General features: G+C 50.3%; 12 protein-coding genes. 6 read left to right on the top strand and 6 right to left on the bottom strand.

Features of this window, described 5'->3' with window-relative positions; all coding sequences use genetic code 11:
• Positions 1-28 precede the first annotated feature (28 nt).
• The 3 genes from J7439_RS19865 (at position 29) to J7439_RS19855 (ending at position 3763) form a co-directional block, all read left to right on the top strand.
• Positions 29-1192 (top strand): murein hydrolase activator EnvC family protein, encoded by a 1164-nt coding sequence (locus J7439_RS19865; protein WP_209203693.1) that lies wholly within the window; start codon positions 29-31, stop codon positions 1190-1192.
• A 131-nt stretch (positions 1193-1323) separates the two neighbouring features.
• Positions 1324-2778: a S41 family peptidase gene (locus J7439_RS19860; protein ID WP_502950430.1), complete on the top strand. Its 1455-nt coding sequence runs from the start codon at positions 1324-1326 to the stop codon at positions 2776-2778.
• 559 nt (positions 2779-3337) lie between these two features.
• Complete coding sequence (locus tag J7439_RS19855; protein ID WP_286198448.1) at positions 3338-3763, top strand: GtrA family protein; 426 nt, start codon at positions 3338-3340, stop codon at positions 3761-3763.
• 25 nt (positions 3764-3788) lie between these two features.
• On the opposite strand, the gene J7439_RS19850 is transcribed toward J7439_RS19855, so the two are convergent.
• Positions 3789-5093 carry a sensor histidine kinase gene (locus J7439_RS19850; protein ID WP_209203690.1) on the bottom strand — a complete coding sequence of 435 codons (1305 nt, stop codon included), beginning with the start codon at positions 5091-5093 and terminating at the stop codon, positions 3789-3791.
• The gene (locus J7439_RS19845; RefSeq protein ID WP_209203689.1) at positions 5086-5760 is read right to left on the bottom strand and encodes a response regulator transcription factor; all 675 of its coding nucleotides are present in this window, start codon (positions 5758-5760) and stop codon (positions 5086-5088) included. The genes J7439_RS19850 and J7439_RS19845 overlap by 8 nt, the downstream gene beginning before the upstream one ends.
• 187 nt (positions 5761-5947) lie before the next feature.
• Here J7439_RS19845 and J7439_RS19840 point away from each other — a divergent pair, with 187 nt between their 5' ends.
• The 3 genes from J7439_RS19840 to J7439_RS19830 all read left to right on the top strand — a co-directional run bounded on the left by J7439_RS19840 (position 5948) and on the right by J7439_RS19830 (position 8859).
• Positions 5948-6967, top strand: coding sequence for a glycosyltransferase (locus J7439_RS19840; protein ID WP_209203717.1), 1020 nt, complete (start codon positions 5948-5950; stop codon positions 6965-6967).
• Positions 6964-8538: an ArnT family glycosyltransferase gene (locus J7439_RS19835; protein ID WP_209203688.1), complete on the top strand. Its 1575-nt coding sequence runs from the start codon at positions 6964-6966 to the stop codon at positions 8536-8538. Before J7439_RS19840 ends, J7439_RS19835 begins: the two co-directional genes overlap by 4 nt.
• Positions 8539-8697: 159 nt before the next feature.
• A complete protein-coding gene (locus J7439_RS19830) occupies positions 8698-8859 on the top strand; it encodes a hypothetical protein (RefSeq protein WP_209203687.1) in 162 nt (53 codons plus the stop codon).
• 35 nt (positions 8860-8894) lie between these two features.
• Here J7439_RS19830 and J7439_RS19825 read toward each other — a convergent pair whose 3' ends face one another.
• The 4 genes from J7439_RS19825 to J7439_RS19810 all read right to left on the bottom strand — a co-directional run.
• On the bottom strand, positions 8895-10802 hold the full coding sequence (locus J7439_RS19825; RefSeq protein ID WP_209203686.1) for an ankyrin repeat domain-containing protein: 1908 nt from the start codon (positions 10800-10802) through the stop codon (positions 8895-8897).
• 314 nt (positions 10803-11116) lie between these two features.
• Positions 11117-11470: a transposase gene (locus J7439_RS19820; protein WP_209203685.1), complete on the bottom strand. Its 354-nt coding sequence runs from the start codon at positions 11468-11470 to the stop codon at positions 11117-11119.
• A 203-nt stretch (positions 11471-11673) separates the two neighbouring features.
• Positions 11674-12330, bottom strand: a complete 657-nt coding sequence (locus tag J7439_RS19815) for an RNA-dependent RNA polymerase family protein (protein ID WP_209203684.1) — start codon at positions 12328-12330, stop codon at positions 11674-11676.
• Between the two features lie 529 nt (positions 12331-12859).
• The coding region (locus J7439_RS19810) for a hypothetical protein (protein WP_209203683.1) at positions 12860-13130 on the bottom strand (271 nt) is incomplete at its 5' end.

The following is a 13130-nucleotide window of genomic DNA, read 5'->3' as shown; positions in this document are numbered from 1 at the left end:
TTTTCGCCAATAGCCAAAGACGCCTGCCATGATACTCTTCAATTCGCTGCTCCCGGGCAGATATAAAAAAATGTTCACAGCACTGTTGTTTGCTGCCTGCTCAATCATTCCTCAGTTGGGCATCAGTAATGAACAGGTGGCAACCGAGGCAGAAATCAAAGCCATTGAAGGTGATATCCAACATACGAAAGAACTGTTGGAATCCCTCAATGCGGCACGAACTTCTGCCCAGAAACAGGTTCAGAAGAACGACAAGGCCATTCAACAACTGAACACCGATATCATCACTCTGGAAGCTCGCCTTAAGGAGGGGCAGGGCGAAATAAAAAAGCTCCAGAGCCGTCAGCAGCGACTGACGGCAAAGAGTGAGCAGCAGAAGGTTCAGGTTGCCCGGAGTCTGCAATCGCTTTATAAGAGTCTGGGTGACAGCCGCATCAAGCTATTGCTGAACCAGGAAGATCCGGACAGTGTTTCCCGACAACTGGTTTATCTTGATTACTTTCAAAAGGCACAACTTCAGTCCATCCGGGAGTATGAGAAAACCGTTGCGGAACTGAAATCTGTGGAACATGACCAGCAAACCCTCATCACCCGACTGAATCAGGAAAAAGCCGTGATTGACCAGAAAAAACAGTCCCTGGTCAAACAGCAGTCTGAACGTAAACAGCGGCTGAGTGAGTTGGCGAGTCGTTATCAAAAGGGAGGAAAAGCGCTTAAACAGCTAGAACAGGAGCGAGAGAAGCTGGATAAGGTGCTGGCCAGTATTATCAGTCGGCAGCTCGGTAACAGTGAGTCTTTCAACAGTCGTAAAGGCAAGCTGTTATGGCCGGTAAAAGGACGTGTGTTGTTTAAGTTCAACGATCAGAATCCGGAAACACGCATGCGCTGGCAGGGCATGTTCATTGCCGCAACCTCCGGAACAACGGTTAATGCCGTTCATGATGGCCGGGTTATCTTTGCCGACTGGCTGAGCAGTTATGGCCTGTTGGCGATCGTTGACCATGGCGATAATTTCCTGACGCTGTACGCTCACAATGACACCCTTCTCAGGCAGGAAGGTGATACCGTGCTGGCGGGTGAGCCACTGGCATTAAGCGGTCAGAGTGGAGGGCAGCAGACTGAGGGGGTTTATTTTGAAGTGCGCCTGAAGGGCAAACCCCAGAACCCATCTTTATGGCTTGGCCGTAAGTGAGAAAGGGAATCCAAACCATGTACCACTGTCGGAGAGTATCCCGAACTCAGTGTAGTTTCAAACGGTGATACCGATAAGTAATTTCTATACTTCACTGAATTAAATAATGCTCGGGAGCATTCATGAATTTGATTTTTAACCTTCACCGGCTTATCAAGGCATCGGCTTTGGTGCTGGCTACCGGACTGGCATTCAATGGCTGGGCTGATACGGCTGTTCAGGAAGAGCAGACCCCAAAGGCTCCTGCCGCTGAAATCAACAGCCAGTCTCCAGTAGACAAGGACACCGGGCATGGTGAGCAGCCAAGAGGAAAGCTGCCTCTTGATGAACTTCGGGCCTTTACCGAAGTCATGGAACGCATCAAAAAAGCCTATGTTGAGGAAGTCGATGACAGGACGTTGCTGGAAAATGCCATTCAGGGAATGCTCAGCGGGCTTGATCCTCATTCTGCTTATCTGAAACCGGATGACTTCAAGGAGCTGGAAGAAAATACTTCTGGAGAGTTTGGTGGCCTGGGTATTGAAGTGGGCATGGAAGATGGCTTTATCAAGGTGGTGAGCCCCATTGATGACACACCTGCCGCAAAAGCCGGTATTCAGGCAGGGGATCTGATTATTAAGCTGGATGATGTGTCGGTTAAGGGCATGAGCCTGGGAGAGTCGGTGGATAAGATGCGCGGTAAGGCAGGCTCCCCGATCAAGCTGACGATTGTCCGTGAGGGTGTGGAAAAGCCCCTTGAGATTGCCCTGGATCGGGCGGTTATCCGAGTCCAGAGCGTCAGGGCCAGGCATCTTGAACCGGGTTATGGTTATATTCGTGTCAGTCAGTTCCAGGCGGATACCGGCCATGAGCTGGTGGATACCTTGAAAGAACTCAAGCAAGCACAGAAAGACGGCAAGCTTAACGGGCTGGTTCTTGATCTGCGCAACAATCCGGGTGGGGTGCTGCAGGCTGCGGTTGGCGTTACCGATGCCTTTATCAGCGAAGGGTTGATTGTTTACACCAAAGGTCGTATTCCAAACTCTGAGTTGAGGTTTAGCGCATCGGTTGATGATCCGTCAGAGGGCGTCCCATTGGTGGTGTTAATCAATGGCGGTTCAGCCTCTGCCTCCGAAATTGTTGCCGGTGCCCTGCAGGATCATAAGCGAGCTGTGCTGATGGGAACCGAGTCTTTTGGCAAGGGGTCGGTACAAACCGTTTTACCGTTGAGTGTTGATGCAGCCAAGGGATTAAAACTGACCACTGCCTTGTATTATACGCCCAATGGCCGATCCATCCAGGCCGAAGGGATTAAACCGGATATTTTGGTCCAGCGTGCCAAAGTAACCCCGATTGATGCCCCTCAGCAGTATAAGGAAGCCGATTTACAACGACATCTCAGCAATGGCAATAAAGATGATGTCTCCAACAGTAAGAAAGCCAGGGCCAGTAAGGCAGAGAAAGAGGTAGCGGAGCTATTGGCCCAGGATTATCAGCTGAATCAGGCGTTGAATGTATTAAAAGGGATGCACATTAATGCGATTACTGCCGTTAAACCGAAAGAAAAGAAGACGGCTGCGCTCAAGCCAATGAAAACCACGCCGTAGAAAACGCCTGCGCCTCGTTGCCGAGGTTCCTGATAGCTGTGTGGTATTAGCGCCTATGTGCACTAGCAGCCTGTCGGACTGACGGTCACAGGCTGCTCATGATGTGATTTTTGACCAGTCTGGCCTCAGAAGTCCCCACAAGCCTTCTGAAGCCCGTCATTTTAAGCAACGTGATTTTGCTTTTGTTGGTAACCAACCAGATACACGCTAAAAACAAGCCAATAGAGCACCAGTGCAAGCCATTTTTCTTCATTTTCCTGTTTTAGGCAGAACATCAGTCTCAGATTAAATGCCAAGCACACCAAAACATTCGATGCGCTGAAGTAGCCTGTATCTCCCAGAAGTCCTTTGGCTTTACCAAGTACCGGCTCCAGAACTTTTAGCTGGTTCAGTGAAGGGGTAACTTCTTATTTATCGTTGGGTGACGGACTCACATGGCGGGTGATGATCAGACCGCAGTCGACGTGAGTAATGTGAAAATTGCGTCCGGAGACGTTTCTTTCACACAGGTTCATGTAGGGTACGGAGCCTGAAGCCATTAATTGTTGCGTTTTTTGATATGCAGATATTTATCAGCCGAGGGCGGGAGCATCAGCGTTATTTCCTGCGTTTCTGTCTAGTGGGAGGATCAGGGTTTGTAGTGGACAGCCTGTTGTTAATGATCCTGATGAAAGCGGGTATGGCGGTGATGGATGCCCGGATTATTGCTTTCTGGGGAGCAGCAAGCTGTAATTGGCTCTGCAACCGGGTGTTTACCTACGGGCAAACCCTGACAGGCCAGACTGTTTTATCCCTTATAAGGCAGTGGTTCAGTTATATGGTGCTGTCGGGAGCAGGTTTTCTGCCCAATGTAGGTACATTCTGGCTGTTGATCCACTTTACGCCGCTGTCGGACTGGCCGCTGCTGGCTCAGGCACTGGGTATTAGTGTGGGTCTTATTTTCAACTACCTGTTAACCCGGCGGTTTATTTTTATGAAAAACTGAGGAAATGCCTTGTAGCATTTCGAGGCTATTGGTCAGGACCGGGATTGAACTGTACCGATGCGGTACAGCCCGGTTGCCCGTTGTTACCGGTCAGTGAAAATGTCCAGCCATATTTACGACATATGTCATTAACGATCAGCAGTCCGATACCATATCCTTCATGGGTCTGTGATTGTGTGTTCAGGCCACTTCCGCTATCAATGACCCTGAGGTATTGATCATTGACCTCCACAGTGACACTGCCGTGGGACGTATGGGCCATTGCATTACGCACCAGGTTAGAAAGCAGGATCCGTATAACCGATTCTGGTGCCCGGACAATGGGTTTGCTGATTAGAATAACCCCGGCATCAACCGCTTTGCTGGTCAATAGCTGACGGTTATCTTCCAGCACCTGCTCCAGAATATCCCTGCCAATGCTTGTCGGGACAGATCGTTCCTGTCCTGCGTCACGAATAAGACCCAGCAGGGTTTCTACAACGTCATTCATGTCTGTTGTGGCCTTGATCAGACGCTGCTGCTGTCGCTGGATAAACGATGGTTCGGTAGAGATCGTCAATAATGTCGCGACTCCACGCATAACCGTCAGTGGTGTCCTCAGTTCATGGCTTGCGAAACTGGTAAAAGATCTTTCACGTTCAATCAGGTGCTTCAGACGTTGTCGGTAATGATTGAGGTTAGTAACCAGTTGTCGTACTTCTTCCGGCGCGTACTTTGGAATATCCAGTAATGATAAATCGTCGGATTCAGCATGATGCAGCTTATGACTGAGTTGTATTAAGGGAGCCGTCAGCCTCCGAACAATAAAAACCATGGAAAGGCAGGTCAGGGCAAAAAGAATAATACCGACGATGGAATATACACCGACTTGCAGTGCACTCTGATGTTCATTGGCTTCCAGCTGGGAGATATTTTCAATAATATAAATCAGCTCGTCCCTGGCTACCGACGGTTCATAAACTGTCAGCGCCATATATTCTTCTGAGTCGTTGTTCAGGGAGATTTCCTGAACTCCATGCCACCCTTGATTAATGTTCTCGCGCAAATGATCCGGTAAATGAGCGTGCCCTTTGTAGGCTGTGGTCAGCGAATCTATGGATAACACTCCGTTATTATCCATATGGTATTGGAATCCACGCAGGGCGATATCCCGGTATAAGCTCAGGCGGCGTTCTATCACGGCGTCTTCAGAGTCCTTGATGGCCGCGCCAAAAAGAAACATTTGAATCAGCACAACCACGGAGGCCATCAGGATAAATGTCGAGGTGATCTGAAACCGGAAAGACCGCCTTGAGTATTGATCAATACCTTTACGCCCCGTGTTATTCATTGCAGTCAAGCCGGTAACCGGTTTTGGGTACTGTGACAATCAGTGCTTTATTGAAGGGCTTGTCTACCTGGCTCCGGAGTTGATAGATATGGTTGCGCAGGATATCACCATCCGGAGGATTGTCCTTCCAGAGGCTATAACTTATCTCTTCCCGGGTAACCGTAGCCGGGGCTTTACCAGCCAACAGGGCCAGAATGCGGAATCCGGTGGGGTTGAGGATAATTCTCTGTCCCTCGCGGAACACTTCCCGTGTGCGCATATCCAGTTGCAGTGAGCCACAGCGTAATGTCTGCTGGAAACGTTCCGGGTGAACCCGGCGGGCCAGTGCTTCAATCCGAGCCTGCAGGATATTCAGATCGAAGGGTTTAATAACGTAGTCGTCTGCTCCCTGTCCAAAGCCACATAAGGTATCTTCCCGGGTATCCCGGGCGGTTAGCATCAGAATGGGGGTGGTGATGCCCTGCTGGCGCAGCTCGGTGCAGATTTCGAAGCCATCCATGCCCGGCAGCATGACATCCAGAAGGATGACGTCATAACTGTTTTCCAGGCCTAAAGTCAGACCCTGTCGTCCATCGGCGGCATAGTCCAGCTCGTAATCAAGGGCTTCAAAGTAGTCGAAGAGGATACCGGCAACATCACGGCTATCTTCCACCAGTAGTAAGCGCATAGGGCGTATCCTCTCAACGCATCTGGGTTTATGTTCGGATGGATTGATTCATTCCAGGGGTGTACCGAGGCGGAAAATATCATAAAAAAAGTGAAATTTATGTCTCGGACATTTTTTTCACGCCCTGCCAATTAAGATGCTGACCATCTATTAGAATTCAGGGTGTACGTTTATGTCCCTCTATGCAATGTCCTCTTACCAGTCAAAGGAATACGACTATCAACTTATAAAACAACAATCAAAAACGGATGTTGAGTTATCTATAATAGTGCCTTTGTTCAATGAAGCGGCGGTGGTTGACCAGTTTCATCGTCGTCTGACTTGTGTTCTGGATGCCATGTCCACCGGTTCGGAAATTATCTACATTGATGATGGCAGTAGTGATGAAACCTGGCGCAAACTCCAGCTGTTATCCCAGAATACCAGCGAGCAGGTGTTAATCAGGCTCAGTCGTAATTTTGGCAAGGAAGCCGCCATGAGCGCTGGTATTGAAGCTGCCCGGGGCAGCGCAGTGATCCTGATCGACAGCGACCTGCAGGATCCACCGGAACTGATTCCCGATATGGTGGATATATGGCGTAAAGGCTACGACATTATCAATATGCACCGTCGTGAGCGCCACGGTGAAAGCTGGCTGAAAAAAACGTCGGCAGCCGTTTTCTATCGGTTGCTAAACCGCCTCTCGGATATACCGATCCCGGAAAATGTTGGTGATTTCCGCCTGCTCAGTCGCCGGGTGGTTGATCATATCAATGCACTGCCGGAAAAGACCCGGTATATGAAAGGGCTTTTCTCCTGGCCGGGATTCCGGCAGAAAGCACTGTTCTTTGATCGCGATCCCCGGGCAGCCGGAGAGACCAAGTGGAACTACCTTAAGTTACTTGGCCTGGCATTTGAAGGGATTACCTCATTCAGCATTCAACCCCTGAGGCTGGCGTCCTGGGGTGGTTTTCTTACCGCCACCCTGGCGGTGCTTTATGCCCTGGTGATTGTGTTCAAGGCGCTTACCCTGGGTATCGCACCTCCGGGATACGCTTCACTGATGGTGGCAACACTGTTTTTGGGCGGCGTTCAGCTGCTGGCCATCGGCCTGTTGGGGGAGTACGTCGGGCGTATTTTTATTGAAACCAAACAACGCCCCCTTTACCTGGTGATGAAAAAAATCATTAAACCTGCAAATCGTCGTCTAACTGGGGTTGCTTCATGATGCACAGTCAGAAGTCGTTGGCATTACGTATAATTCAGTTATCCATAATGGTGGTTGTGGTTGCACTGGCGGTTCGTTTAATCAGTCTCGGTCTCTATCCGCTGATGGATACCACAGAAGCGCGGTACGGTGAGATTGCCCGTATTATGGCTGAAACAGGCAACTGGATTACGCCCCAGTTTGACTACAATGTCCCGTTCTGGGGTAAGCCTCCCCTGCACACCTGGCTTTCTGCTATCAGTTTCAAACTCTTCGGTGTCAGTGAATTCAGCGCCCGTTTTCCACACTTTCTGACAGGGATGCTGGTGCTGGCGCTGGTCTGGAAACTGGCCGCTGACCAGGGTGACCGTATCCGGGCAGCCATAGCGTTAGCTGTGCTGGCAACCACCGTCGTTTTTTCCATCAGCATTGGTGCGGTGATGACCGATACGGTTCTGTTAGCCGGTACCACCCTGACCCTGGTGTCATTCTGGCAGTCCTGGTTTCGTCCCGGTGCAGCTATCTGGGGTTACCTGTTTTTTGTGGGACTGGCCATAGGCTTGCTGGCAAAAGGTCCCATTACTTTTATTTTAACGGGAATACCTGTGTTTCTCTGGTGCCTGCCTGAACAACGGTTGTTGACTATCTGGTCTAGGCTTCCCTGGATAAAAGGCACTTGTTTAATGCTGGCAATTACCGTTCCCTGGTACGTTCTGGCAGAGCGGGCAAGCCCCGGTTTTCTGGATTACTTTATTGTTGGTGAACATTTCCGCCGTTTCCTGGTAGGGGGCTGGGAGGGCGACCTTTATGGCTCTGCCCATATTCAACCCAAAGGCATGATCTGGCTGCTCTGGCTGGGAGCCGCCCTGCCCTGGAATATTGTATTACCCCTGGCCTGGTGGAAAAGTCGACAGATGACGGATAGTCATACCAGTCAGTGTACAGAGGCTGCTAACCAGACCCGGCAGTGGCGGCTGTTTCTCTGGTGCTGGATGTTAAGCCCGATGCTGTTCTTCACTATGGCCAGTAATATCCTGTGGACATATGTATTGCCGGGTATTCCAGCTCTGGCTTTGTTGATCGCCGACTACCTGGGCGACATGGTTAATAAGATGTCCGCCACTGGGCGGACTGTGGGAAATCCTCGGAAACTCCGTTACTGGCTAGCCTTGCCCGGCAGCCTGGTGCCACTATTGATCCTGGTGATCTGTATCACCATCAAGGATCACAAAAACTCCGCCGCAGGCATCCTCGATGTGTACAGGCAGCAACCGGATTTTTCATTCTCCGCCCTCTATTTCTGGCCGAAACGACCTTTCTCCGGACAGTTTTATTCCAGTGGCAAAGCTATAGAAATCAGGGACGAAAAGGCACTTCTTGCAATACTGGATAAAGCGGTTACCGAACCTTCTTCACAACCCATTTATCTGGCTCTGAAACCAAAAGATTATCGTCGTCTTCCCCCCGGAGTTCAGCAACAACTCAGGCTGATTGTGGAAGGCCGTGAGCGAAGTCTGTGGACAACAAACGCTATCCAGCCTGTAAACGGAGCCAGAGAAAAAAAGGACACCCATAGACTTTTCGACCGATAAAAGTGGGTGTCCTTTTTATGTTTTTTATGTTCATTTTTATGGGGTATGGAAGCCGGATCACACCTGCGGCCATATATTGGCCCGGAACAATCTGATGTGGTACATCGAGCTACTGGAGAAATTCGATCTGATGTATTTCTCTGAATCTGAAAAAACCTGTTGTCGTTGGCGATCATCTATCATGACGCCGCAGCGGAAGATGTCCCCAGGCGATATGAAAAAGTTCAGGGGGTAATCCGTTTACTGACTGAGCGCTGTCCGGGATATGAACTGACTTCAGGCTCTTTTGTGGAACATGGGAATCTGTCGCTCTGGTTATAAAGGAGCCAGGCAGCTGAACTGCGGAGGCCATGGACTTATGGGAAAAAATTTTCCTTCAGAAGTGCATTTTTCAAACAATAAGGCAAATTTAAAGAAGATATTGTTCGTCTATCAAGCAAATCATGCAGCCTCCTCTTGCACAAACTTTCCAGACTGAGAGTAGTTTCTTGCGGGTTGAAGCCAAATTTCTGAGTAACTGTACTGATAACATTCGGTGCCAGACTTCTCTCTGGACAGCTGCCGTAGTGGATCAGTTCAAAAGCAATTTTCCAGAACCCTCGTTTGTTGGCCCAGAACAGAGGAGTACGATCTCTAACGTCACGACTATGAACATCCGCCTTATACCGCAACAATAACAGCACCACCCGGTAATGTCCTGCAATAGCCGCCTGCGTCAAAGGAGTAGCAAGACCAGAGGAGTGACTATTAACATCCGCCTTATGCCGCAACAATAACTGCACTACCTGGTAATGCCCTTGAGCCGCCGCCTGCGTCAAAGGAGTACCATTACCCTTGGCACGGCTATGAACGTCCGCCTGATGCTGCAACAATAACTGCACCACCTGGTAATGTCCTGCAGCCGCCGCAAGCGTCAAGGGCGAATTCTTCCCAAAGGTATGGCCGTGAACATCGGCACCGGATTGCAACAGCAGTTCAACAAATTCAATTCGCCCAACTTCAGCCGCAGTGGCCAGCGGATTGGGGGGATAGACACCACCTAAGGCATTGCAATCAGGATCTGCACCGAATTGCAACAGAAGTTTCACTAAATCAATATCCCACTTTTTGACTGCCCCTGACAGTGGTGAAAGTGGTCTGAATCCTCCGCCGTTTACATCATCCGCATTATGCTTCAACAGCAATTTCACGGTTTCGATGCAACCTTTCTCAACAGCTACTCTCAGCAGACCTTTCTCCATACCCGGACCTTGCCAATGCGCGCCATGTTCCAGCAACAGCTTCACCAGCTGAACATGCCCATGCTTGACAGCTTCGCTCAGGGAATTTGACCTGAAATAGCCGCCATCAAAACTGTTAATGTTGGCTCCATGACTCACCAGTAGCCGGGCAATCTCAATATATCCCTTGCCCGCAGCCTTGCACAGTGGCGTCCTCCTTCCAGAACTATTACTGTTGGCATCGGCTCCCATAGTCAGCAACATTCGTACGCTCTCGGTATGCCCATGCATGGTAGCCTGAGTCAATGGCGTTCCGCCTCCGTAGGCAAAGCTGTAAATATCCGCTCCATGCTCCAGTAACAGGCTTATCGCCCCGACCTGTCCGTTCTTGGCAGCCTGAGTCAGGGGAGTCGGCCAGCCAAGGGTATTGCCGTTAATATCCGCCTGGCAATCAATCAACAGTTGCATAAGTTCAGTGTTACCCAAGGCAGCAGCCGTGGCCAGTGGCGTCATGCCCTTGCAATCGTTGTGGTCAACACGAGCTCCAGACTCAAGCAGTAACTTTGCGATGTCAACTAACCCGTACATGGCTGCCCGGGTCAATGGGGTAAACCCTTCTCTGCCGGGGAACCTGAGGGCTTTATGCTGCTTCCGCAACCCTTCCTCGCGGCCATTAACCTCGGTGCCATTGCGCAACAGCCATGCCACCATATTGATATCCCCGCACTCAACTGCGCAATTCAGAGGGACCTTACTGGCAGCGCCGGTGCAATGTACGACCATACAACGGTTGTCGCCGGTTCCTGCAGCAGCCAGACCGTCAGTCCTGACTCCGGATTGCACGGCCACAGACCGATTATGACCATAAGTGGGCTGTAACCCGACTCTGCCGGATATTCCCGGATCGTCGGGAACAGAGATACGGGAAATCTGTTTTGCATAGGTCGGTAAAGAAGTGTCGTCTACTTTCTCCAAAGTTTTCGAGGTTCCGGCAGCACTGGCTGGTAGCAAGCCAGGGTAACCCCCGGTATTTAGTGGTTGCATGGTCACTTGCCATCTGTCCGAATAGGTGGATGCTTAGAGCAATCGCTCTGTAAAAAAGTTCCGCCTTGTTATCCGGGGTCGGTGATTTTTGCCTTGATGTGACACGAAAGCACGAGACGAAAGCAGGGTTCAGGTCTTTATGGCGACAGGCCAAGCCTGAGAATGTGGGAGGTTCTTCTGAGTAACTTAACCCAACTTGCCGACAAGCACGCTACCAGTTATGAGGCCGTTTCAGCAGGCACCAGAGTGAATCCCATTTCCATGGCTTTTTGTTTCAGGTTTTTCATAACCCGATCCTTGTACTTTCGCTCATACTAATCCTGACCTTCATCCACATACTGGCTGCCATGTTTGAACATACTGTAAACCAATCGCGCCAGCTTATGCGCTGTGGCTGTGATTGCTTTGGGGGCACCCAACTTGCCTCTCATCCTCTGATAGTAGGCACCCAAGGCACTTTTGGAATTGGCCAGTGTGAACGCTGCCACCCTGAATGCTGTTGCGGCGCTACTGGGAATTCGTTTAGCTTTCTTGTTTAACACTTTCCCTCCGGATATTTTCGTGCCCGGACAAAGACCCAGCCAGGAAGCAAAGTGTTTGGCTGATGGCCACCGACTTATTTTTGCTTTCTTTCTGCTCGAGAATTGCTGCTGCGAGACATGGTTCACCCTCTATACTTCGTGGCGAAGGGTTTCACAGTACACAAATACTTAAACTGACGGAAGATGATCAGCTGACCGCACGACCTTATTCAACCGTTTTTTCGGTCGCAGTAGGAATGCCAGTCACCCGGCACCCCCTTGCTCAGATCCGTACGTGCACTGCTAATGCATACGGCTCCTACCTCGAGTATTTGGCGTCAAACCGTTGCTCAGGCCATGGGTGAAGAATTTTTCGCTTTCGGCAGCACTGCCCTCAGGAAACGTCCGAACTTAGACCAGTTCAATCGATTTCCCTGACTGCGCCGCTTTAACGCTTTGAGCCAAATTTTCCCGACTGCTGTTAACAGGGCAATAAGCTTACGACTGTTGCCCGGAACCGCAAAATAGTTCAGATGTCCTTGCAGGACACGCTGTAACCATTTCGCCTGCTCCATAACTGGGCGGTGTCGATATTTCACCAAATATTCTTTGATGGCTTGCAAGGTTGCCCTCAGCCTTTTGACACTGGTTTCACGGCCTACCATAAAGCGGCGGCCATTCCGGGTTTTTGCGCAGTAGTAGGTGAACCCCAGAAACTCAAACGTTTCCGGGCGTTTCCCGGTACTGGCCTTTTCATCCCGCTGTGCGAACATGCCAAAGCGAATCAGGCGAGTCTTATCTCCCTGCAGGGACAATCCAAAATCACTGAGGTGCTTCTTCAGTTCAAACAGGAATCGGTTTGCATCATGTTGGTTTCGCCCCCGGCGGAAGCCGTAAGAGAAGCCAAGGAAATCTTCTTCGTGCGACTGTCCCTTGCCGCAGCTTGACGCACACCCAACAGACGTCACGTAGCGTTTATCCCGCACTGGGTCGGGACACTGGCGCACTGTTGAGTGTTCCTCTTGGTCAAGCCCCGTTCGGCTGCTTCTCCGGTACTACGGGCTTGTCCGACTTCCCTGCCCGCCATAATAGGCTTATGGTGATTAACCTTCTCCATCAGGCCTCCTGTAGCTATTGCAGGAGGAACAGGCAGGACCTCCCGGCTCTTGTAGATTAAGAGAGCACAAGATGCGTACCTGCATGCACAAGGTCTACGACTGCGCGAGGCCTGCAAACCGCTTGCGGTTAAACGTGGTTTGCAGTTTTGCTTTCTGTTTCGCTTAACAACATCAGCACTCCGGACGATATTTGATTTCGCAGCTCGATACTCAGCCTACAGGCCCCCCTGTCAACGCTTCACCGGCCACCTTACGATAACCGGCGCATGACTCGAGGCTGGGGCGACCCGCCAGCCTTACCCCACAGGGACTTTCACCCTTAACATCTTGCCGATTTATCTCGGCACTCTAAGCGCGCTAATTTAACCTGCGTATGTTGCCATTTTAACTGTAAAATGCTTGAGTCAGGGCAACTGGTTTATCCTTGTAGGAACTCTTCCATCCAGTCATTGTTGTTGACCCGTTCTGACTCGGTCGCCAATAAATCAAAATCCGGCGACAATAAATCAGAATCCGATTCCCAAATGTCAATGTCAATTCCGTTCAGCCCAAGAGGGTCTTTTTTTCTGCATTCCAAGGCTGAATGCCAGGCGTTTTGTGTCTGTTTATCCACATCATAATGGTTGATCTTTTGGAGAACACTCATTAACTGCGGAAGTATCATCTCTTTCCGATAGGGTTCCAATAGT

Source organism: Salinisphaera sp. G21_0 (genome assembly GCF_017744115.1).
Taxonomy (GTDB): domain Bacteria; phylum Pseudomonadota; class Gammaproteobacteria; order Pseudomonadales; family Endozoicomonadaceae; genus Endozoicomonas.
This window is presented reverse-complemented; position numbering and strand designations above follow the sequence as displayed.